Here is a 21,761-nt window from a genome sequence, read left to right on the forward strand (position 1 = left end):
AACAGACATGGATTTTGGATTCATTTTTGCCAGCGCCGCGGGTGAAATCTTCAGCCCCACCACGGCCGCCTATGCACTGGCCGCGCTCGGCCTCGCAGTCCACTTCGGCTACTCCGGCCTGCTGAATTTCGGGCAGGCCGGCTTCATGGCGGTGGGGGCCTACGGGTTCGCCATCTCCACCCTTACCTTCGGAGTGCCGTTCTTCGTCGGGCTGCTGATAGCAATCACCGCCTCGGCAATCTTTGCCCTGCTCCTGGGCATCCCCACCCTGAGGCTCCGGGCGGACTACCTGGCCATCGTCACCATCGCGGCCGCGGAAATCGTCCGCTACATCGTCACCACCAACCAGCTCACATCCGTCACCGGCTCCGCCAACGGCCTGGCAGCGTTCGAGGGCGGCTTCTACGCCATGAACCCCTTCCCCGAGGGGTCCTACTTCGGCATGAACAACCGCGACTTCTTCATCCGGGTTATCGGCTGGGGGCTGGTGGTCGTGTGCTGCACGCTGGTATGGCTGCTGATGCGCAGCCCCTGGGGCCGTGTCCTGAAGGGCATCCGCGAGGATGAGAACGCGGTCCGTTCACTGGGCAAGAACGTCTACGCCTACAAGATGCAGGCACTGGTCATCGGCGGTGTTCTCGGGGCTCTCGCCGGGATGGTGTTCACCCTCCCGCGCGGAGCGGTGCAGCCTGCCAACTACGGCACGGAACTGACGTTCTTCCTTTACACGTGCCTGCTGCTCGGCGGCCTGGCCACAGTCCTGGGCCGGTCATCGGCGCCATGATCTTCTGGGTGGTCCTGTCACTGACCCAGGGCATCCTCTACGGCCTGATCGAATCGGGCACCATTACGTGGCTGAACACCGTCCAGGCGGGCCAGCTGCGCTACATCCTGGTGGGCGTCGCACTGATGCTGCTGATGATCTTCAGGCCCCAGGGCGTCTTCGGAAACAAGAAGGAGCTGGCGTTCGCATGAGCATGCACAGCGAAGTACCGGCAGCGGCCGGGAGCACCCCGGACTTCATGACCGACACCCGGCCGATCGCTGCCGGCGAAGTGGGTCCCGGGTGCAAGAAACGCGACCCCATCGTCGTCGCGGAAAACGTGACCCGCAGCTTCGGCGGCATCAACGCCGTGGACGTGGAGTACCTGGAAATCCCCAGGCACAAGATCACGGCCCTGATTGGTCCCAACGGGGCGGGCAAGACCACCCTGTTCAACCTGTTGACCGGATTCGATACGCCCAACAGCGGAAAGTGGCAGTTCGAGGGCAAGAGCATCGCCGGGGTGTCACCGTACAAGGTGGCGCGCATGGGCATGGTGCGGACCTTCCAGCTGACCAAGGTTATGGGCAAGCTGACGGTCATGGAGAACATGCGGCTCGGCGCGGCCAACCAGCCCGGCGAGCGCCTGTCCAGGGCCTTGTTCAAGGGCATCTGGGGCGGCCGGGAGAAGGAGATCACTGCCCAGGCAAACGTGCTCCTGGAGAAGTTCAAGCTTGACGCCAAAAAGGATGACTACGCGGCATCCCTCTCCGGCGGCCAGCGTAAGCTCCTGGAAATGGCACGGTCCCTCATGGTGCAGCCGAAGCTGGTCATGCTTGACGAGCCCATGGCAGGCGTCAACCCGGCCCTGACCCAGTCGCTGCTTGACCACATCAAGAACCTGAAGGCCGAAGGCATGACCGTCCTGTTCGTGGAACACGACATGCACATGGTCCGGCACATTGCCGACTGGGTGGTGGTCATGGCCGAAGGCAAGGTGGTGGCGGAAGGCCCGCCCGGCGAGGTCATGAAGAACCCTGCAGTCATCGACGCGTACCTGGGCGCCCACCACGACGTCGATCTCGGCGACTCCGAGGGCATCAAGGAGCTTGCCGCAGAGCTTGTGGCGGATGAAGAGTCGATCGTTGGCACCGAAAACGCGGGCATCATTTCGCTTGACACAGTGGCGGAAGAGGAAGCCCGCCCCGGACCACGGAAGGCCCCCACGGGGACCACAGCGGCCGGCACGGCAGTACGGAAAGGGACACCAAATGAGCAGCAGCACGAGCGCGGCCCCGGCCGCCCAGCCTGTCAGCAGCGGTGACGCCGTTGTGAAAGTCACCGACCTGGTGGCGGGGTACCTGCCGGGTCAACATCCTCAACGGCTGCAGCATTGAGGCCCGCAAGGGTGAGCTGATCGGCATCATCGGGCCGAACGGCGCCGGCAAGTCCACCCTCCTGAAGGCCATGTTCGGCCTGGTGAAGGTCCACTCGGGCACGGTAGTGGTCCGGGGCCAGGACATCACCGGGTTGAAGGCCAACAAGCTGGTGACGCGCGGCGTCGGATTCGTCCCGCAGACCAACAACGTGTTTTCCACGCTGACCATCGAGGAGAACCTCCAGATGGGCATGTTCCAGCGGCCCAAGGACTTCGCGCAGCGGTTCGACTTTGTCACCAGCCTCTTCCCCGAGCTGGGCAAGAGGCGTGCCCAGCGCGCCGGTTCGCTGTCCGGTGGTGAGCGGCAGATGGTGGCCATGGGCCGCGCCCTGATGATGGACCCAGCCGTGCTCCTCCTGGATGAGCCCTCCGCAGGCCTCTCCCCCGTCAAGCAGGACGAAACGTTCCTGCGCGTGCACGAGATCAACCGTGCGGGGGTGTCCGTGATTATGGTGGAGCAGAACGCGCGCCGCTGCCTGCAGATCTGCGACCGCGGCTACGTCCTGGACCAGGGCCGCGATGCCTACACGGGTACGGGCCGTGAATTGATGAAGGACCCCAAGGTCATCCAGCTCTACCTCGGAACCCTGGCCGACACCGTCGAGTAGCGGGCGACAGGACACAAAGGAGCCCCGTCCGGCAGGACGGGGCTCCTTTGTGTGCGTCTAGCCGATTACTAGAGCTTGCCGAATTCCGACTGGACCGGCTTCAGCTTGTTGTCTGCGGTGTACTCGTAGATACCGATATAGGCCTCGGTGGGGTCACCGGCGTCGGAGAAGGTGATGGGGCCCGACTGGCCGTCGTAGTCGATGTCCTTGCCTTCACGCAGCAGGGTGACGCAGGAGGCGAAGTCGTTGCACTTCTCGCCCGACTCGGAGACCGCCTTGAGCTGCTTGGCGATTTCCGGGCCGCTGGTGCTGCCGGCGGCTTCGGAAGCCAGGGCGATCAGGTTCACGGCATCGTAGGATTCGCCGCCATACGTGAAGTCCTTCAGCGCCGGATCAACTTCCAGCAGCTTCTTCGTGAAGGCCTCGTTGGCGAAGGTTCCGGGGAAAGTGCCGTGCGCCCCGAGCATGGTGCCGGGCTGGAAGTCCTTGCTGTAGTCGGACGTGTTGCCATCGACCATGAACAGCTGGTTGGGGTTCACTCCCTTGCCGGAGATCAGGGGCACGATGCTCTTGGCCTGGTCGAAGGTGATCAGGGCGATTGCGTCCGGCTTGGCCGCGATGACCTTGTCCACCTGGCTGCTGAACTGGGTGTCGCCCTCGTTGAACAGCTCCTCGGCAACAACCTTGCCGCCTGCTGACTCGAAGGCAGCCTTGATGTTCTTGGCCAGGCCGGTTCCGTAGGCGTCATTCAGGACGATCATGCCCACTGTCTGGGCACCGCAGGTAGCCATGTAGTTGCCCAGGACCTTGCCCTGCAGCACATCGGAAGGAGCCGTGCGCCAGTACAGGCCCTTGTCATCCCAGGTGGTGAAGTCCGGAGACGTGTTGGCCGGGGAGAACTGCAGGACCCCCGCACCGGTGATCTGGTTGATCACCGTCTTGGACACACCGGATGAGGCTGCACCAATGATGGCGCTGACTCCCTGGCCCAGCAGGGCGGTGGTGGACTGCGTGGCGATATCGGTCTTGGTATCGCCGGAATCCCGGTGGACCACTTCGATGGGCTTGCCCAGGACACCGCCGGCGTCATTGACTTCCTTCACGCCAAGGTTCACACCGGCGATTTCCGGCGGGCCGAGGTAGGACAGCGAGCCGGTGGTGGGAAGCAGCGAGCCCAGCTTCAACGGCGTTTCGGTACTGCCGGTCGACGGCGGAACGGCCCCGCCGCCGCTGGTGGGCGCCGCGCTGCTTCCGCCGGTTGACCCCGGCGCCGGGCACGCGATTCCGGTCGCCGCTGCTCCAGTGGTGGTTTCGGTCGCCGTGGGTGTGGACGAACCGCCGCAAGCCGTTGCCATGAAGGCAACGCCGATGCCAAGCGCTGTCAGCTTGGCAGCGCGGGCTCCCGCCTGGGGAATAAAGTCATTTACGAGCTCCTCGATCTAAAGGTGCGAACGGCCTTCGACACGAAAAATCAGGGATTCCTGATGTAGCTTCAAGCTAATGCAAATCACAGGCGAAGATAAGTGAGTGAGGTCACATCCTTATAACAGTCGTTGCATATGTGGAATTAAACGTCGGAAGCCGCCCGTAGGATACGGGCGGCTTCCTGCCGGAGACCGCGAAGTCTCCTGCTTCTCTAAGTACCCCAGGTGGGACTCGAACCCACAACACGCGGATTTTAAGTCCGATGCCTCTGCCAATTGGGCTACTGGGGCGCCGGGTCAATGGTATCCCGTCAGATGAGTGAGAATGGTGCGGCGTACCGGAACGTGCCGTGGGCGCCGCCGGACCATAGCGCGAGCGGCAGGAACTGGAAGTAGTCGCCCACGCCGGGTCGGGCGCCTGGATACCGAAGGTGGACGCCGGGACAAAGCCGAACCTGGCATAGTAGTCGGGGCTTCCAAGCAGGACAATGCCGTGTTCCCCCGCGGCGTTTGCCCTGTCGATTGTCTCCCGCATGAGTACCGAACCGATGCCCTGCCGCTGCAGCCGGGGAGTGACACCGATGGGGCCAAGGCCGAGGAGTCCCTGGTCCCCACCCAACCGCGGGTGCTGATGACGTGGCCCACGATCTCCCCGTCCTGGACGGCCACTACGCTGAGGTGGGGAGGTACTCCTCCGCATCAAAGAGTGCACGCAGCAAACCCACTTCCACCGGCTCACCTCCTGCCGGCAGTCCGGTGGCCGGAGAAATGGCGAAAGCCTCGGCCGTCAAGGCAAGGATGGCCTCCCTGTCTGAGGGATTCTCGCTGCGCAGCATCAGCTCCCGGGCCGGTGCATCCCGGTTCCTGGCAGCAAGTTCGGCCAGGACTTCAAGGGCACGGGGCGCATCCGCCACCGGCACCAGGAGGTGGTCGTGGTGGAACCCCGCCAGGACGTTGCAGATGATCCGGGCTTCCGAAAGGGCCCTGCTGACTGCCGCGGTGAGGCCCACCGCTTCGAGGTCCGAGTGGATCTGCAGCGTGATCCACGCTCCGACAAAGTCATAGCTGAGCCCCTGCCGGTCCGCCTCAGCCCGCGGCAACACAACTGTCAGGCCTTCAGCCTCGCGTACTGCAGCCTCGATGCCGGCTGCCAGTGGCCGTCCGTGCGGCCAGAGGACGTAGACATATTCCCCTTCGCGCTGAACGGGGTGCATGCCCGCCAGAAGCGCCTGCAGGTTCATTTCGGCAGTCATGAGCCCAGTCTAGGAGGCAGGCGTCCCGGCAGCAGGACCAGGCGCAGGAATGGGGCGCGTCCGGGCCGGACGGCCGCCGGGACAAAAACGGCGGCCATCCCCGCGAAGGGGACAGCCGCCGTCGGGCGCTGCACGTGCTACTTGGCCTGTGCCGTCACAGATTCCTTGGACTGCACCGCTGTGGAGCCGTCACCGCCGGCTGCCGGCGCGGCCGGCGGCGCAGGGGCGGCCGCAGCAGCCGGCTTGGGGGCCGGGGAGGCGGCCGCAACGAAAGCGCCGCGCGGGTTGTCCAGGTCCATGAGCTGGGTGGTGTCGCGGCCTGCGAAGAAGCTGATGATCCAGTTGAAGATCACCCGGAACTTGCGTTCGAACGTGGGCATGGCCATGCCGTGGTAGCCGCGGTGGGCCAGCCAGGCGAGCCCGCCCTTGAGGCCGATGCTGCCGATCAGGTTAATGTTGGCAACGCCCTTCCATTCGCCGAAGCCTGCCACAGCACCCAGATTCTTGTGCTTGTAGTCCTTCAGCTGCTTCTCCCAGCGGGAAGCCCACAGGTTCTTGGCAAGGCGCTTGGCCTGGCGGAGCGCGTGCTGGGCGTTGGGGACGCAGGTGCCATCCGGCAGGCCCTTGCCCGTGAGGTCAGGCACGGCGGCGATGTCGCCGGCAGCCCAGGCGTTGTCCACAATGCCTTCGTCGCCGGCGACGCGCAGGTCCGGAAGGACGCGGACGCGGCCGCGGGGTTCCAGCGGGAAGTCGGTGGAGCGGACCATCGGGTTGGCCTGGACGCCGGCCGTCCACACGAGGGTGTCGGCTTCAAACTCCTGGGCAGGGGACTTGTCCGGCAGGTTGATGAGCTTGAGGGTGCCCTCCGCGCTGTCCAGCGAGGTGTTCAGCAGGACCTCGATGCCGCGGCTGCGCAGGTGCTCAACGACCCATTCGGCCTGCTTGGCCGTAACCTCGGGCATGATGCGTCCCATGGCTTCCACCAGGACAAAGCGGACTTCTTCCTGCTTGATCCTCGGGTTGTTGCGGACCGCGGCGCGGGCCAGGTCCTCCATCTCGGTGATGCACTCGATGCCGGCGAAACCGCCGCCGACCACCACGAAGGTGAGGGCCTTGGCGCGGGCGGCGGGATCGGTCATGGTGGAGGCAACCTCGATGCGCTCCAGGACCTTGTTCCGCAGCGCAACGGCTTCCTCGATGGTCTTCAGGCCGATGCCCTTGTCCGCGAGGCCCTTGATGGGGAAGGTTCGGGTGATGGCACCTGCGGCCAGGACAACGTCGAAGTAGGGGATCTCGAAGTTTTCGCCGCCGTCGGACGGAGCGATGACCGCGGTGCGGTTGGCGTGGTCGATCGAGGTGACGCGGCCCTGGATCAGTTCGGTCTGCTTGAGGTGCTGGCGGTGGGACACCACCGCGTGGCGGGCCTCGATGTTGCCGCCGGCCACCTCGGGGAGGAACGGCTGGTAAGTCATGTAGGGCAGTGGATCCACGAGGGTGACGATGCCACCGGCATTCGCGATCTTCTTCTGCAGTTTGAGTGCTACGTACAGGCCGACGTACCCGCCGCCGACGACGAGTACCCTGGGACGGTCCTGGAGCTCTGGGGTGGTTGCCATAGTTTAAGGATAGCGCAGTTTGTGAAAATCTTCACTAACTGCTCGAAGGGCCCGTTACGCTAGGGTTTCCGCACCGAATGCACCTTTTCCAGGGCACCTGTTTCCGGCTCCTCCCCCTTCAGCGCGGGGTCCCGCGCCGCCCGGCGCAGCTGGATGACCGCCGCGGCGATGATGGCCACGAACAGCAGTGCGAATCCGATGACAACAGCACCTCCGATGGCAGTATCACGCTGTGACGGCGGCTCCGCGGCGGGGACGGTTGCTTCCGGAAGCGCCGGGGCAGCCACCGGCGCCTCCGCCGTGGGGACCGGGGTGGGGGTGGCCAGGTTGCCGCGCCGGTGCACCCGGATCCACTCGGCAATGGTTCCCAGGGGATTGCTTTTCGCTTCGGGAACGTCATCCTTCAGGGCCGCTTCCGCGTTGAGGATGCCATACCCGTACAGGGGATCCTTGCCCGGCGCCCCTGCATCCCTGGCGGTGGAGACGATCCGGTTAATGACCTGCTCGGCGCTCATGGAAGGCCACTTGGAGCGGATCAGTGCCGCCACGCCGGCCACGATGGGCGTGGATCCGGAAGTCCCCGCCCACTCGGCGTATCCGCCGCCCGGCAGGCCGCCCAGCAGGTTCTGGGCCGGTGCTGCCACGCCGATGCTGATGCCTTGCGAGGACGCGTCAACACTTGCCGTTCCAGAGCGGTCCAGGCCGGCGACGGTGAGGACGCCGGGAATGGTGGCCGGGGCTCCCACCTGGGTGTTGCCGCCGATCCGGTTCCCTGCAGCCGCGACGATCACAACGTCCTTCTGCTCGGCGTACAGGAAGGCGGCGTCCCAGCTTTGCGGCCACTGCGGGGTGGTGCTGCCGAGCGAGATATTGATGACTTTTGCCCCGTTGTCCACTGCCCAGCGGACCGCTTCGGGGATCTGGTCCTGGTCGCTCTTGCCGGAGGGGTTCGGTGAGCCGAGCCAGGTGGACACGGACAGGATCTGGGCCTCGGGGGCCACGCCGATGATGCCGTCCGGTGCCGGCGCAGCGGGGCCCGGCGTGGGGGAAGCAGTCTTGTCGGCGGGCTGGTGCCCCCGGCCGGCAAGCATGGTGGCCACCAGGGTGCCGTGTTCGGGCTTGGACCCGACGCTCTTCTGGCCGTCCGGCTGGCCGGATCCGGACGCGTCGTAACCGCCGGCCACCGCTCCCTTAAGATCCGGGTGCTGCGCGTCCACGCCACTGTCGATGACGGCCACCTTCACGCCGGCGCCCTTGGATACTTCCCAGGCCTTGGTAATGCCGGAGTCTGCCAGCCAGTACTGCTTGTCCCGCCACTCGTCCGCGCGCGCCGCCGGAGCCGTGATGAGGCCGGTAACAAGGCAGCAGGCGGCAAGGACCAGGGCAAGCGCGGCGGCCGCTGTCCTGTGCAGTGCCGGGTGGGTTAGGGATCGCATCCGGGTTCAGCCGATGCTCAGGGCAATGCCGTCGAGGATGTCGTGCTCGCTGGCCGTCGCCGTAGTGATCCTGCCGCCGGTGAGTTCCCCATGCGCTCGAGGATCCTGCGCCACACCAGTCCCCCGGCGCCGATCACGTCCACGCGGCCCGGGTGCATGTAGGGCAGCCCGGCGCGCTCGGACCGGTCCATCTCCAGGAGGTCCGTGGCGGCGGCGCGGACCGTGTCCAGCGGCAGTTCAGCGCCGTGGATGTCGTCCGGCCGGTATTCGGGCAGCCGGAGGGCATGGGCTGTGATGGTGGTGATGGAACCGGCAACACCGACGACGGCGGTCGCCTGCTCCAGCGGAACGTCCCGTTGGGCAAGGGCCATGGCTGCGTCCACGTCCGCTTCCGCGGCCGAGATCTGTTCCGCGGTGGGCGGATCGTTCCGCAGGTGCCGTTCGGTCAGCCGGACGCAGCCGACGTCCACGGACTTCGCTGCGGTGACGCCCTGTGCGGTGCCGAGGACGAACTCCGTGCTGCCGCCGCCCAGGTCCACCACCAGTACCTGGTGGCCGTCCAGGATGGGCAGGACACTGCTGGCGCCGGCAAAGGACAACGCAGCTTCCTCGTCGCCGGAGATGACTTCAGGTTCCACGCCGAGGAGGTTGCGGATCCCGTCCACGAAGACCTCCCGGTTCCGGGCATCCCGGCTGGCTGAGGTTGCAACAAACCGGACGGCCTCAGCGCCATGTTCCCGGATCAGCTCTGCGTAATCGGCTGTGGCAGCGAATGTGCGCTCCAGTGCGGCGGGGGCGAGCTCGCCGGTGGCGTCAACGCCTTCGCCCAGCCGCACCACGCGCATCTCGCGCACTACGTCGGTAAGGCTGGTGGTGCCGTTGCTGCGCTCGATATCGGCAATGAGCAGGCGGATGGAATCGGTGCCGCAGTCGATGGCGGCTACCCGGGTCACTGGGCGGCCTCGGCAGGATTGGCCGACTTTCGCACCGGGGCGGGGCGGCCCACGATGTCCGGCAGGCCCTGCGGTCCATGCCGGCTGAGGTCCCGGGAAGGGGCTTCGCCGGTGGTGTCCCAGGCACCCTCGCAATAGCACCTGTCCGTCGTCCACCATTCGCGGATCTGTCGCAGTGCCTCGTCCCCCAGCGGATTCACGCCCGGTCCGGCAGCAAGCGAGTGCCCCACCAGGACATGCAGGCACTTGACGCGCGTGGGCATGCCCCCGGCGGAAACCCCGTCAATTTCCGGAACAGCACCGATGCCGGACCGCCGGCCGATTGCATCCCGGGCGGCCAGGTAGGCTTCGTGCGCAGACCGGTAGGCGGCGGACAGTTCTGCGTCGCCGGCCAGCTGCTCGTTCATGGTGTTCATGACCCCTGCCGCCTCAAGCCGGGATACCGCGGAGGTGATCACGGGGTGGGTCAGGTAGAAGGTGGTGGGGAACGGCGTGCCGTTGCTCAGCCGCGGAGCCGTTGCCGCCACCAGCGGGTTGCCGCACACGCAGCGGGCGGGGATTTCCACCACATCGCGGACCGGACGTCCCAGCTGCCGGCTCAATACTTCGAGATCGTGTGCTGATGGTTGGCGGGAGTCGTCCCGGGCGGCTGCCGTGTTGTGTTCCACTGTCGCGGGCCGTCCTTCCTTTTGCGGTTCAGTCTGTGGCCGCGCGCTCGATGGACTCCCACAGGGAATCCACCCACGGCAGATCGGCGGGGTCTTGTGCTGCTGCACCGGTCTGGCTGCTGGTGTCTCCCGCGGGCAAATCGCTGCCGAAGACCCAGTAGCCGGTTTCGCCCGGCATAACCATGTTAATGCGGTCGCGGGCCTGTTGTTTCACGTAGTTGGGGTCCTGCCAGCGGGAGACCTGCTGGCGGAGCCGGTCGCCTTCGGCCTCTCGCGCGGCGATATCGGCATTCAGCGCGTCGATTTCGGCCTTCTTGTCGAAGAAGATCTTCACCGTGGGCGCCAGCATGATGGTAATGGCCACCATCACCACGGCCAGTGCCAGCATCCGCCCGGAAAATGCCTTCGCCGGAACAGGCTGCTGGTCCTCCTCGGCGGGATGGTCAGAGGCACCGCTGGTTGCGCTGCTGCCCTTTCCGGGCCTGGCCCGCCCTGTTGATGCGCCCGGTGCCGGCGCCTTGCCGGCTGGAGCCTTCCGGGGCTTGCTGTCGGCGCCGGGCCGTCCTGCCGGGCCCAGGTTGTCCTTGGCCGAGCCGAAATCCGCCTGGATGACGTCTGCGCCGTCGGCTTCCCTTTCCGGACGGGCGGGGCTGACCTTGGGGACTTTGGGACGGCGGGTAGCCATGACACTCCTGAACGCGGCCTGCCTGCGGCCGCCACTGTCTGTGCTGAACAACAAAACGGCGCTGGTCAACAACCGGGCTGACGGATGCTGCCGAAACAACAACGGTGGCTATGGTCTTTCAACCATAGCCACCGTTTAATGCTTTACGCGGCTACTAGCCCTTGAAACGCGGGAACGCGCTGCGGCCTGCGTAGCGTGCGGCGTCGTCGAGTTCCTCTTCGATGCGCAGCAGCTGGTTGTACTTGGCAACGCGCTCGGAACGGGCCGGTGCGCCGGTCTTGATCTGGCCGGCGTTGGTTGCCACCGAGATGTCGGCGATGGTGGTGTCCTCGGTCTCGCCGGAGCGGTGGGAGGTGATGGTGGTGTAGCCGGCGCGCTGCGCCAGGCTGACGGCGTCCAGCGTCTCGGTGAGGGAGCCGATCTGGTTGACCTTCACCAGCAGCGAGTTGGCGGTGCGGGTGTCGATGCCGCGCTGCAGGATGGAGGGGTTGGTGACGAAGAGGTCGTCACCCACCAGCTGGACCTTGTCGCCGATGGCGTCGGTGAGGGTCTTCCAGCCGTCCCAGTCGTTCTCGTCCAGCGGGTCCTCGATGGACACCAGCGGGTAGTCGGCCACGAGTTCGGCGTAGTAGGCGCTCATCTCGGCCGAGCTGAGGGACTTGCCCTCGAACTGGTAGGCGCCGTCCTTGAAGAATTCGGAGGATGCCACGTCCAGGGCCAGGGCGATGTCCTTGCCCGGGGTGTAGCCGGCGTTCTTGATGGCTTCCTGGATCAGGTCCAGCGCGGCCCGGTTGGAGGGCAGGTTCGGGGCGAAGCCGCCCTCGTCGCCGAGGCCGGTGGACAGGCCCTTTTCCTTCAGGACGGACTTGAGGTTGTGGTACACCTCAACGCCCCAGCGCAGGCCCTCGGAGAAGGTTTCGGCGCCGATCGGGGCGATCATGAATTCCTGGATGTCGACGTCGGAGTCCGCGTGGGAGCCGCCGTTCAGGATGTTCATCAGCGGCACGGGCAGGACGTGCGCGTTGGGGCCGCCCAGGTACTTGTAGAGCGGCAGGTCGGCGGAGGCGGCGGCTGCGTTGGCCACGGCCAGGGAAACACCCAGGATGGCGTTGGCGCCCAGCTTGCCCTTGTTCGGGGTGCCGTCCAGGTCCAGCATGGCCTGGTCGATGGAGCGCTGGTCGGTGGCGTCGAAGCCGGTCAGGGCCGGTGCGATCTGGTCGATGATCGCGTCGACAGCCTTCTGGACGCCCTTGCCGAGGTAGCGGCCCTTGTCGCCGTCACGCAGTTCGACGGCCTCGTGCTCGCCGGTGGAAGCGCCGGACGGTACTGCTGCGCGGCCGATCTGGCCGTCGGAGAGCAGGACCTCGACTTCTACGGTCGGGTTGCCACGGGAATCGAGGATCTCGCGGGCGTGGATGGCATCGATAAGCGCCATGAATTTGCTCCTTATGGGCGATTAACGGGGGGATCTTGCAGAAAGACTCGACGTACTCGTCAGGAACCAGCGTAGTCGAGAGTGGTCCGGGTTACGGAAAACTGTCCGGGCCCCGGACGTCATGATGGGGTTGGGACGCGGATTTCTCCTGCTGGTAGCGCCGCACAGCCCCGCGCAAGGCACGTTCGGCGTCGAATCCGGCGTCATGCGCGGAGCGTACGACGGCGAGGAGCAGCTCCCCGAGTTCCTCCTCCGTTGCGGGGGCGGTGGCCCCTGCGGGCAGGGGCGCCCCGGCGCGGGCTGCGCGGTCCACCGACTTCTGTGCCCGGGCAAGCGCGGGCAGATTCTGCGGGATCCCTTCGAAGTGGCTGGTGCGGGCGGGCCGTTCCTCCCGCTTCACCGCGTCCCATTTCTGCACGATCTCGTCCACCGTGGCCGGGAAGGTGTCCTGCAGCGAGCCGTCGGGCCTAAAGACATGCGGATTCCGCCGGACCATCTTGGCAGCCAGGCCGCGGGCGACGTCGTCGAACCTGAAGGCCCCGCGCTCCTCGGCGAGACGGGCGTGCAGCACCACCTGGAGCAGCACGTCGCCCAGCTCGCCCTGGAGCTCGGCATCGGGATGGCCCGCCTCGATGGTTTCGGCCACTTCGTAGGCTTCCTCGAGGAGGTATTCCACGAGCGACGCGTGTGTGAGCGCGCCCATCCAGGGGCAGTGCTCGCGGAGCGCAGCAATCACGGACAACAGCTCCCCCACGGGGGTGCTGTTGTCCTGCTGCTCAGCCAAGGTTGGCGTAGGCGTCGTTGATGTACTCCACCAGCGCCTCCTTCTCCTCCAGGGCAGGAAGGAAGCCTCGGCGGCGTTCAGGGTGAGCTCGAGCAGGTCGTCGAGGTCGTAGTCGAACGTCTCCACCAGCAGCTCGAACTCGTCCGTCAGGGTGACGCCGCTCATCAGCCTGTTGTCGGTGTTGATGGTGACGTTGAAGCCCAGCTGGTACAGCATGTCCAGGGGGTGGCTTTCGATGCTTTCGCCGAACGGCTCGATCGCACCGGTCTGCAGGTTGGAGGAAGGGCAGATTTCCAGGGCGATGCCGCGGTCGCGGATCCAGCTCGACAGGTCGCCCAGGGTGACCAGGCCGATCGTGTCCTCGGCGTCGTCGTCGAATTCCACCATGATGTCCTCGGCGATCCGCACGCCGTGGCCCAGGCGGAGCGCGCGGCCGTCCACGAGCGCCGACTGGATGCTTTCCAGTCCGGCAGCTTCACCAGCGTGGACCGTGGCGGGGAAGTTCTGCTGGGCCAGGTAGGTGAAGGCGTCCCTGAAGCGGGACGGCAGGAAGCCGTCTTCCGCGCCGGCGATGTCGAAGCCCACGGCGCCGCGGTTGCGGTGGCGGACGGCGAGCTCGGCGATCTCCTGGCCGCGGTCGGCATGGCGCATGGCCGTAATCAGCTGGCCCACCTGGATTTCACGGCCGCTCTCCCCCACCGACTCAACACCGGCCTCGAGGCCTTCCTGGACTGCTTCCACGGCTTCATCCAGGGTGAGGCCCTTCTGGAGGTGCTGTTCGGGCGCCCACCGCACTTCGCCGTAGACGACGCCGTCGTCCGCCAGGTCCTCGACGAATTCCTTGGCCACCCGGTACAGGCCCTCGGAGGTCTGCATGACCGCCACGGTGTGGTCGAACGTTTCCAGGTAGCGGACCAGGGAGCCGGAGTCGGCCGACTCCCGGAACCACTGGCCCAGTGCCACGGGATCGGTGGACGGCAGGGTGTGCCCCACGGCCTCGGCCAGTTCGATGATGGTTGCCGGGCGGAGGCCTCCGTCCAGATGGTCGTGAAGCGAAACCTTGGGCAGGTTCTTCAGGTCAAAATCCATGGCAGGGGCAGCGTCAACAATAGGCTCAGTCACGTTCCCACCTTAGGGTGGGCAGGGGCGCAAAGCCAGCGGCTAGGGTGCTGCCGGGCCGCCGTCGGCTGACGGCGCAAGGACGCTGGACCCGGGCTGGCCGTTGCGGGCGCCGGAGGGCCCGCCGTCGAGCCATTCATCCACCTCTTCAGCGTCGTTCCGGCCAGGTGCTTGTGCCACCAGCGGAGCAGGTGGTCGATCAGGATGCCGAGGATGATGGCGAAGACGACGGCGATGACGGCGCTGAGCAGCGGGTTGTGGTGCAGCCAGGGGAAGGAACTGGCCAGCAGCCCGATTCCGATGGAGTAGCCCACCCAGGTGATGCAGGCGAAGGCATCGAGGAGGAAGAACCTGCGGTGGCCGAAGCCGGTGCTGCCCGCCACGTAGTTGACGGCGACACGTCCCCAGGGGATGTAGCGGGCCGTGAAGATCAGGACCGCACCGCGCTTGTCCAGCTCGTAGCGCGCCCAGCTGAAGGCCTTCCTGACCTTGGGCCGGCGCATCCATTTCCACCGGTCCAGCCCGATCCGGCGTCCCAGCATGAACGCCATGTTGTCCCCGGCGATGGCCCCGACCAGCGCGGTGGTGCCAAGGATCCAGAGGTTGGGTTCGCCGCTGTGCCGGGCGAAGGCTGCCAGGGCCACGATGAGGGTTTCGCTCGGGACCACCATGGCGAAGCCGTCCACGAAGAAAAACACGAGCAGGACGGGGTAGATCCACCACTGGCCCGCTGCATGGAGCACGGCCTCATTAATAAACTCCACGCGGTCTTGCTCCTAGACAATGATGACGCAGCTATAGCGACGCTGCCGTAGCGGAAATCGTTCCTAAGTGTCCCATGGCGGGACGGGATTCGCTATGACTTGACTTTGTTGCACAACGGTTCACCTACGCTTCGGGTTCCCGCATCCGTTCGACCACCGGTGTCTGCCGCCGGAGGCGGTTGATCACCACGTCCACCACAATGCCGAGCGCCACGGCGCAGACGATGGCGATGACGGCTCCCAGCAGGTGGTTCTCCTCGAACCACTGGCCGAAGAACAGCCCTATTCCCACCGAGTACACCGCCCAGAGCACGGCCGAGAGGGTTGTGAGGGCGATGAAGCGGAGGTGGTGGTACTGGGTGGCGCCTGCCGTCAGGTTCACCGCGACGCGGCCGATGGGCACGAACCGTGCAACGAGGATGAGTGAGGCCGGGCGTTTCCGCAGTTCCCCGCCGGCCCAGCGGAAGGCGCTTTGCATGCGTGGACGCCGCATCCAGGACCAGCGGGTGGTGCCTACGCGGCGTCCGATGAGGTAGGCGATGTTGTCCCCCGAGAAGGCACCCAGCGCCGCTACGAGCATCAGGAGCCAGGGGTTGGGGACGTCCGCCGTGGCGGCCACGGCGGACAGCCCCACCACTACGGACTCGCTGGGAATGGGCGGGAAGAAGCCGTCAATGACGCAGCATGCCAGCACCAGGAAAAGCACCCAGGGCTGCCCGGCTGCGGCGAGGATGAAGTCATTGATGGCTTGCATGATCCCCTATGCTATGCGGTCCAGGATCAGCCGCTGCGCCGGCCTTGATCCTTCCGGGGCGATCACAACAGCGTGTTCCAGGGCCTCCTTGGCCCGCGCGAATTTCTCCGGGGTGTCGGTGAGCAGGGTCATCAGCGGTTCCCCGGCCCGGACCACCGCGCCGGGCTTCGCGTGCATCCTGACGCCGGCGCCGGCCTGCACCGCGTCCTCCTTGCGGGCGCGTCCTGCTCCCAGGCGCCAGGCGGCAATGCCCACGGCCAGGGCGTCCAGCTGTACGAGGACCCCGTCAGCCGGGGCGTACACCGTTTCGGACTCCCGCGCCGCCGGCAGCTTCGCCCGGGGATCCCCGCCCTGCGCCTGGATCATCCGGTTCCACACGTCCATGGCGCGGCCGTCCTTGAGCGCGGCCGCCGGGTCGGCGCCGTGCACCCCTGCGGCGGCGAGCATCTCCTCCGCGAGCCGGACCGTCAGCTCCACCACGTCCTCCGGGCCGCCCCCTGCCAGGACCTCCACGGATTCCTCCACCTCGATGGCGTTTCCGGCCGTGAGGCCCAGCGGGGTGTCCATGTTGGTGAGCAGGGCAACCGTGTTGACCCCTGCGTCCTTGCCCAGCGCCACCATGGTTTCGGCCAGCTCGCGGGCCGAGGCTTCGTCCTTCATGAACGCGCCGCTGCCCACCTTCACGTCCAGGACCAGGGAGCCGGTGCCCTCGGCGATCTTCTTGCTCATGATGGACGAGGCGATCAGGGGGATGGCTTCCACGGTGCCGGTGACGTCGCGCAGCGCGTACAGCTTCTTGTCCGCCGGTGCCAGGCCGGCACCGGCGGCGCAGATGACCGCCCCGACGTCCTGCAGCTGTGCCATCATTTCCTCGTTGCTGAGGGAAGCACGCCAGCCAGGGATGGACTCCAGCTTGTCCAGCGTCCCGCCGGTGTGGCCGAGGCCGCGGCCGGACAGCTGGGGCACTGCCACCCCGAACACCGCAACCAGCGGGGCCAGGGGCAGGGTGATCTTGTCCCCCACGCCGCCGGTGGAGTGCTTGTCCGAGGTGTATTTCAGGCCGCCGTCGGGCCGCCGAAGGCCGGAGAAGTCCATGGTCTCGCCGGAGGCGATCATGGCCGCCGTCCAGCGGGCAATCTCCGTCCGGTTCATGCCGTTCAGCAGGATGGCCATGTTCAGCGCGGCCATCTGCTCGTCGGCGATGGCGCCCCGGGTGTAGGCATCGATGGTCCAGTCAATCTGTTCCGGACTCAGGGTGCCCTTGTCCCGCTTGGTGCGGATGATGTCGACGGCGTCGAATGCTTCGGCTTTGCTGTCAGTCACCGGTTTCCTCCAGGTGTTCGGGACCGAAGGCGTCGGGCAGTACCTGGTCCATGGTCTTGATGCCCCGGGTGGTCATGAGCTCCATGTCCGGGGCGCGGAACTCGTAGAGCAGCTGCCGGCAGCGGCCGCAGGGCATCAGGATGTTGCCGCTGCCGTCCACGCAGTAGAACGCGCGCAGCAGTCCGCCGCCGGTCATCTGCAGGTTGCCTACCAGGACGCACTCGGCGCAGAGGGTCAGCCCGAAGCTGGCGTTCTCCACGTTGCAGCCGCTGACGATCCGCCCGTCACCGGCGAGGGCCGCTGCCCCCACCGGAAACCCGGAATAGGGGGCGTAGGCGTTGCGCATGGCGGCGACGGCGGCGGCTTCCAGCGCCTGCCAGTCCACTGTGGTTGCCTGGTCCACGCCGGTCATCCCTTGACGTAGGGTATGCCGCTGGCTGCCGGTCCCCTGGACTTGCCCACCAGGCCGGCGACGGCGAGGACGGTAACCAGGTACGGCAGCATGGCCATGAACTGGCTGGGGACCGGGGTTCCGATGATGGTGACGATGCTCTGCAGGTTGTCCGCGAACCCGAACAGGAGCGCCGCGAAGAACGCCCCGATCGGGTTCCACCGGCCGAAGATCAGGGCGGCGAGGGCGATGAAGCCGCGGCCGCCGGAGATCTCCTTGGTGAAGCTGTCGATGGCCACCAGAGTGAAGAACGAACCGCCGATCCCCGCGACGGCGCCGCCCAGCGTGACGTTCCAGAAGCGGGTGGCGTTCACGTTGATGCCGAGGGTGTCCGCGGCCTGCGGGTGTTCCCCCACAGCCCGGACCCGCAGGCCCCACCGGGTCTTGAACAGGCCCACCCAGACCACCAGCACGGCAATGTACATCAGGTAGCCCACCAGGGACTGCCGGAACAGGATGGGGCCGATCACCGGAATGCTGGAGAGGACCGGAATCTCGATGGCCTCCAGCCCGGGCGGCGAATTGAACCGTTCGCTGTCCTCCTGCATGACAGTGCTGAACAGGAAGCCGGTGACGCCGGAGACGAGCACGTTGAGGACGACGCCGACGATGATCTGGTTGACCAGGTACTTGATGCTGAACAGTGCCAGCACCATGGACACCAACGCACCTGCGACCGCGGCGGCCAGGAGCCCGATGAACGGATTCTGCGTCATGCTGGCCACAATGGCCGCCGTGAATGCTCCGCCGAGCAGCTGGCCCTCGATGGCGATGTTGACCACGCCCACCCGTTCACAGAGGACGCCCGAAAGCGAGCCGAACACGAGCGGAACGGCCAGGGTGACCGAGCCGGCGATCAGCCCGGCCAGCGAAATGCTGGGGGTGCGGGCACCGCCCACAACCCAGATGAGGAATGCTGCAACGAACAGGACGATGAAGGTCACCGGCAGCCAGCCCGGCGCGGGCCTGTCTTTGGTCTTGAGGTAGACCGCGTAGCCGGCCAGCCCCAGCATCAGCACGGAAAGCACCATGCCGCCGGCGAACGCGTTCACCGCGAGGGCAGGAAGCTGGAAGAAGTCCTCGCCCGTGGAGATGCCGAAGCTTGCCGTCTGGTTGGGGCCAGGATCCGAAGAAGACCAGGGCCACCAGCCCGAAGGCTGCCAGCAGGACGGGCGTCTTCCAGCCCACCGGCTTGGCGGAAAGGGCGGCGGCACCGGCGTCGGTTCCGGCAGGCTGCGGTGTTCCCGGGCGGGGGGACGAAACTGTTGTGCTCATGCTGCACCTCCGGTAGTGGCTGCCTGCCGGGACTTTGCCGGACGGGCAGGCTTCTTCCGCCGCGGGTTCAGTCCGAAGACCGCGCGGACCAGCGGCGGCGCCGCAATGAACAGGACAATCAGGGACTGCACCACCAGGACGATGTCGATGGGGGTGCCGGTCTGGATCTGCATCTGGACTGCCCCGGCGCGGAAGGCGCCGAACAGCAGGCCGGCCGCAAAGGTGCCCCACGGCGTCGAACGTCCCAGCAGCGCGACGGTGATGGCGTCGAAGCCGTACGTGGCGGCAACGCCGTCGGTGAGCACCTTCTCGGTTCCCGCCACCTGCGCGACGCCGGACATTCCGGCCAGTGCGCCGGCCATGGCCATCACCAGGATGGTGGAGCGGGAAACGTTGATGCCCGCGGTCTGGGCCGCCTTGGGGTTGGCGCCCACGGCCCGGAATTCAAAGCCGATGGTGGACCGGTTCAGCAGCCACCACACCAGGAAGGTGGCGCCGATGGCCAGGATGAAGCCCAGGTGGAGCCGGTATTGGGTGCCGAAGATCTGCGGATAGACGGCAGTGGGATCCAGGATGGGGGAAATGGGGTTGGACTCCCCCGGGCGCTGGAACGCCGGCGTGTTCAGCAGGTACCGCAGGAAATACAGTGCGATGTAGTTGAACATGATGGTCAGGATGACCTCGTGGGCGCCGGTTCGTGCCTTGAGCACGCCCACCAGTCCGCCCCACAGGGCGCCGCCCACGATGCCTGCCACCAGGACCAGGAGCAGGTGCAGGCCGAACGGCAGGTGCAGCGCGAAGCCCACCCACGCGGCGAGGATGCCGGCCACAATGATCTGGCCCTGGGCGCCGATGTTGAAGAGGCCTGCGCGGAACGCCAGGGCCACGCCCAGTCCGGCCGTGATGAGCGGCGTGGCGATGGTGAGCGTTTCCATGAAGGGCGCGAACTGGGCGGCCACGCTGTTCCCGCGGGGATTGAAGACCGAGCCCTGGAAGAGGGCCACGTAGGAGCGGGTGGCTGCGTCCCAGAGCGCGGAGAGGAAGTCAGTGGGCCGGGCGAAGAAGTAGGTGGAGGTGGTGGCAACCCGCGCGTCAGTGCTGGCGATCAGGAGGCCGCCGATGATGAGGGCCAGCAGCACCGCCAGGAGCGAGACCATACCGCTGCCGGTGAAGATCCTGCGGAGCACTGTGTCCGGGCCGCCCGGAAGTTGTCCGCTTTGGGCGGTGGCGGGTACGGCGGAGGGCTCCATGGCACCGCCGGCGGTGTCAACGGAGACGACGGCGGCGGTGTCCTCTTCCGCCTGGCTGGCCTTGTGGTGGGGCTTGCCGGAAGGCGTGCTGCCATGCCCGTCCCCGGCCGCGTGCTTGGCAGGTTGGTTGTCAGACATGGTCGTCTCCCTCAACGTCTGGAGTGGAAGCGGTGGTTGTGGCGGCGGCGGGCCCGGCCTGCGGTGCATGCGCGTGCTCCTCCGGCGGGATCCCGGCCATCATCAGGCCCAGGGTTTCGCGGCTGGTGCCGGCGGGGACGACGCCCACCAGCTTGCCCTTGTAGAGGACGGCGATCCGGTCCGCCAACTCCATCACCTCGTCCAGTTCGGTGGAGATGATCATGACGGGAGTGCCCTGGTCGCGCTCGGCGACAATACGGCGGTGCAGGAATTCGATGGAGCCCACATCCACGCCGCGGGTGGGCTGGGAGGCGATGAACAGCCGCAGGGGACGCGAAAGCTCCCGCGCCATCACCACCTTCTGCTGGTTGCCGCCGGACAGGGTCCCGGCGGCCGCGGCCGCCGAGGGGGTGCGGACGTCGAACTCGCCGATCCGTGCCTTGGCGTTTTCGAGGATCCTGGCCGGGCTCATGCTGATGCCCCTGGCGAACGGCGGCTTGTCGTACAGGTCCAGGACCAGGTGTTTCAGCCACGGAGAAGGTGCCCACCAGGCCGTCCACTTTGCGGTCTTCGGGTACGAAGCCGACGCCCGCTTTGAGGACCTCCTTGACCGGGCGGCCCAGGAGTTCCTTGCCGTCGAGGGTGACCGATCCGGAGACCCGGTCCTGCAGTCCCAGGATGGCTTCGGTCAGCTCGGTCTGGCCGTTGCCCTGCACCCCGGCGATGGCCAGGATTTCGCCCCGGGCGATGTCGAAGCTGAGTCCGTCCACCACGTGCTGGCCGTTCGGTGCGATCACGGTCAGGTCGCGCACCACGAACGTCTTCTCCTGGGGCTTCGCCGGCGCCTTGTCCAGGTTAAGGCCACGGCCCGCCCCACCATCATGGAGGCGAGTTCCGAGGTGGCGGCGGACGGATCGGCCGAACCCACCACCTTGCCGCGCCGGATCACGGTGATGGTGTCCGACACGGCTTTGACCTCCCGCAGCTTGTGGGAGATGAAGACAATCGAGGTGCCGCCGGATTTCAGCTGGCGCATGATGTCCAGGAGTTCGTCCGTCTCCTGCGGCGTCAGGACGGCCGTGGGTTCGTCCAGGATCAGGACCTTTGCATTCCTGACCAGTGCTTTGATGATCTCCACGCGCTGCTGGACGCCCACCGGAAGGTCCTCCACCAGGGCGTCGGGGTCGACGTCGAACCCGTACTGGTCCGAGATCTCCTTGATCCGGCGGCGTGTTTCGTCGAGGTTCAGGAAGCCCGCGGCCTTGGTGGGCTCGGCGCCCAGCGCGACGTTCTCGGCCACCGTGAAAACAGGGACCAGCATGAAATGCTGGTGCACCATGCCGATCCCGGCGGCCATGGCGTCGCCCGGTCCGCGGAAGGATACGGGTTTGTCGTCGATGAGGATTTCCCCGTCGGTGGGCTCATACAGCCCGTACAGCACATTCATCAGGGTTGATTTGCCTGCCCCGTTTTCGCCAAGCAGGCAGTGGATTTGTCCGGGCTCAACCACCACGTCTATGTGGTCGTTGGCCAGCAGCGTGCCAAATCTCTTAGTGATCCCTCTGAGTTCAAGTTTCAAAACTCTGACCAATCTCGAAGCGTCCGGTGGTCCACCGGACGGGAT

Annotated in this window: 13 protein-coding genes, 1 tRNA gene and 8 pseudogenes; 3 read left to right on the forward strand and 19 right to left on the reverse strand. The window is 66.5% G+C overall.

Translation table 11 applies throughout. The features are described from left to right. The first annotated feature begins 7 nt into the window (after positions 1 to 7). From ACPEE0_RS13790 to ACPEE0_RS13800, 3 genes and pseudogenes are all read left to right on the forward strand, one after another. Positions 8 to 975: pseudogene (locus ACPEE0_RS13790) on the forward strand (branched-chain amino acid ABC transporter permease). After that, complete coding sequence (locus ACPEE0_RS13795; protein ID WP_424574651.1) at positions 972 to 2,087, forward strand: ABC transporter ATP-binding protein; 1,116 nt, start codon at positions 972 to 974, stop codon at positions 2,085 to 2,087. Before ACPEE0_RS13790 ends, ACPEE0_RS13795 begins: the two are co-directional and overlap by 4 nt. Beyond that, positions 2,035 to 2,809: pseudogene (locus ACPEE0_RS13800) on the forward strand (ABC transporter ATP-binding protein). Before ACPEE0_RS13795 ends, ACPEE0_RS13800 begins: the two are co-directional and overlap by 53 nt. Before the next feature lie 68 nt (positions 2,810 to 2,877). Here ACPEE0_RS13800 and ACPEE0_RS13805 read toward each other — a convergent pair. The 19 genes and pseudogenes from ACPEE0_RS13805 to ACPEE0_RS13895 form a co-directional block, all read right to left on the reverse strand. Next, positions 2,878 to 4,164, reverse strand: coding sequence for an ABC transporter substrate-binding protein (locus tag ACPEE0_RS13805; protein ID WP_424574652.1), 1,287 nt, complete (start codon positions 4,162 to 4,164; stop codon positions 2,878 to 2,880). Between the two features lie 286 nt (positions 4,165 to 4,450). Next, positions 4,451 to 4,524 (reverse strand) — tRNA-Leu (locus tag ACPEE0_RS13810). A 214-nt stretch (positions 4,525 to 4,738) separates the two neighbouring features. Then, a pseudogene (locus ACPEE0_RS13815) lies at positions 4,739 to 4,933 on the reverse strand (hypothetical protein); the annotation flags it as partial. Further along, positions 4,902 to 5,486 carry an ACT domain-containing protein gene (locus tag ACPEE0_RS13820; protein WP_424574653.1) on the reverse strand — a complete coding sequence of 195 codons (585 nt, stop codon included), beginning with the start codon at positions 5,484 to 5,486 and terminating at the stop codon, positions 4,902 to 4,904. The gene ACPEE0_RS13820 and the pseudogene ACPEE0_RS13815, both read right to left, overlap by 32 nt. A gap of 137 nt (positions 5,487 to 5,623) precedes the next feature. Next, a complete protein-coding gene (locus tag ACPEE0_RS13825; RefSeq protein ID WP_424574654.1) occupies positions 5,624 to 7,102 on the reverse strand; it encodes an NAD(P)/FAD-dependent oxidoreductase in 1,479 nt (492 codons plus the stop codon). A gap of 59 nt (positions 7,103 to 7,161) precedes the next feature. Then, on the reverse strand, positions 7,162 to 8,538 hold the full coding sequence (locus ACPEE0_RS13830; RefSeq protein WP_424574655.1) for a S8 family serine peptidase: 1,377 nt from the start codon (positions 8,536 to 8,538) through the stop codon (positions 7,162 to 7,164). Positions 8,539 to 8,544: 6 nt separating this feature from the next. Next, positions 8,545 to 9,491 (reverse strand): annotated as a pseudogene (locus tag ACPEE0_RS13835) (exopolyphosphatase). Further along, positions 9,488 to 10,159, reverse strand: coding sequence for a DUF501 domain-containing protein (locus tag ACPEE0_RS13840; protein WP_407709241.1), 672 nt, complete (start codon positions 10,157 to 10,159; stop codon positions 9,488 to 9,490). The pseudogene ACPEE0_RS13835 and the gene ACPEE0_RS13840 overlap by 4 nt, the downstream one beginning before the upstream one ends. Positions 10,160 to 10,187: 28 nt before the next feature. Beyond that, positions 10,188 to 10,844: an FtsB family cell division protein gene (locus ACPEE0_RS13845; RefSeq protein ID WP_009358043.1), complete on the reverse strand. Its 657-nt coding sequence runs from the start codon at positions 10,842 to 10,844 to the stop codon at positions 10,188 to 10,190. Positions 10,845 to 10,998: 154 nt separating this feature from the next. Beyond that, positions 10,999 to 12,279, reverse strand: a complete 1,281-nt coding sequence (gene eno / locus ACPEE0_RS13850) for a phosphopyruvate hydratase (RefSeq protein WP_009358042.1) — start codon at positions 12,277 to 12,279, stop codon at positions 10,999 to 11,001. Positions 12,280 to 12,370: 91 nt separating this feature from the next. Then, entirely contained in the window at positions 12,371 to 12,982 is a 612-nt protein-coding gene (locus tag ACPEE0_RS13855) for a MazG nucleotide pyrophosphohydrolase domain-containing protein (protein WP_085939501.1), read from the reverse strand. 73 nt (positions 12,983 to 13,055) lie between these two features. After that, a pseudogene (locus ACPEE0_RS13860) lies at positions 13,056 to 14,185 on the reverse strand (adenosine deaminase). Between the two features lie 39 nt (positions 14,186 to 14,224). After that, positions 14,225 to 14,946: pseudogene (locus ACPEE0_RS13865) on the reverse strand (DedA family protein). A gap of 124 nt (positions 14,947 to 15,070) precedes the next feature. Then, entirely contained in the window at positions 15,071 to 15,700 is a 630-nt protein-coding gene (locus ACPEE0_RS13870) for a DedA family protein (RefSeq protein WP_009358038.1), read from the reverse strand. A 6-nt stretch (positions 15,701 to 15,706) separates the two neighbouring features. Then, positions 15,707 to 17,023 (reverse strand): thymidine phosphorylase, encoded by a 1,317-nt coding sequence (locus ACPEE0_RS13875; RefSeq protein WP_009358037.1) that lies wholly within the window; start codon positions 17,021 to 17,023, stop codon positions 15,707 to 15,709. Beyond that, entirely contained in the window at positions 17,016 to 17,426 is a 411-nt protein-coding gene (locus tag ACPEE0_RS13880; RefSeq protein ID WP_009358036.1) for a cytidine deaminase, read from the reverse strand. The genes ACPEE0_RS13875 and ACPEE0_RS13880 overlap by 8 nt, the downstream gene beginning before the upstream one ends. A gap of 5 nt (positions 17,427 to 17,431) precedes the next feature. Beyond that, positions 17,432 to 18,749 (reverse strand): annotated as a pseudogene (locus ACPEE0_RS13885) (ABC transporter permease). Next, complete coding sequence (locus ACPEE0_RS13890) at positions 18,746 to 20,137, reverse strand: ABC transporter permease (RefSeq protein ID WP_009358035.1); 1,392 nt, start codon at positions 20,135 to 20,137, stop codon at positions 18,746 to 18,748. Before ACPEE0_RS13890 ends, ACPEE0_RS13885 begins: the two are co-directional and overlap by 4 nt. Beyond that, a pseudogene (locus ACPEE0_RS13895) lies at positions 20,130 to 21,716 on the reverse strand (ABC transporter ATP-binding protein). Before ACPEE0_RS13895 ends, ACPEE0_RS13890 begins: the two are co-directional and overlap by 8 nt. Positions 21,717 to 21,761 lie beyond the last annotated feature (45 nt).

This window comes from Arthrobacter sp. SD76, assembly GCF_049726125.1.
Taxonomy (GTDB): Bacteria; Actinomycetota; Actinomycetes; order Actinomycetales; family Micrococcaceae; genus Arthrobacter; species Arthrobacter nitrophenolicus.

Bases quoted from the DNA above. Each gene is read 5' to 3' on its own strand.
- ACPEE0_RS13795 (WP_424574651.1), top strand. From the start codon at position 972: ATGAGCATGCACAGCGAAGTACCGGCAGCGGCCGGGAGCACCCCGGAC.
- ACPEE0_RS13805 (WP_424574652.1), bottom strand. From the start codon at position 4,164: ATGGCAACGGCTTGCGGCGGTTCGTCCACACCCACGGCGACCGAAACC.
- ACPEE0_RS13820 (WP_424574653.1), bottom strand. From the start codon at position 5,486: ATGACTGCCGAAATGAACCTGCAGGCGCTTCTGGCGGGCATGCACCCC.
- ACPEE0_RS13825 (WP_424574654.1), bottom strand. From the start codon at position 7,102: ATGGCAACCACCCCAGAGCTCCAGGACCGTCCCAGGGTACTCGTCGTC.
- ACPEE0_RS13830 (WP_424574655.1), bottom strand. From the start codon at position 8,538: ATGCGATCCCTAACCCACCCGGCACTGCACAGGACAGCGGCCGCCGCG.
- ACPEE0_RS13845 (WP_009358043.1), bottom strand. From the start codon at position 10,844: ATGGCTACCCGCCGTCCCAAAGTCCCCAAGGTCAGCCCCGCCCGTCCG.
- eno (WP_009358042.1), bottom strand. From the start codon at position 12,279: ATGGCGCTTATCGATGCCATCCACGCCCGCGAGATCCTCGATTCCCGT.
- ACPEE0_RS13855 (WP_085939501.1), bottom strand. From the start codon at position 12,982: ATGGGCGCGCTCACACACGCGTCGCTCGTGGAATACCTCCTCGAGGAA.
- ACPEE0_RS13870 (WP_009358038.1), bottom strand. From the start codon at position 15,700: ATGCAAGCCATCAATGACTTCATCCTCGCCGCAGCCGGGCAGCCCTGG.
- ACPEE0_RS13890 (WP_009358035.1), bottom strand. From the start codon at position 20,137: ATGTCTGACAACCAACCTGCCAAGCACGCGGCCGGGGACGGGCATGGC.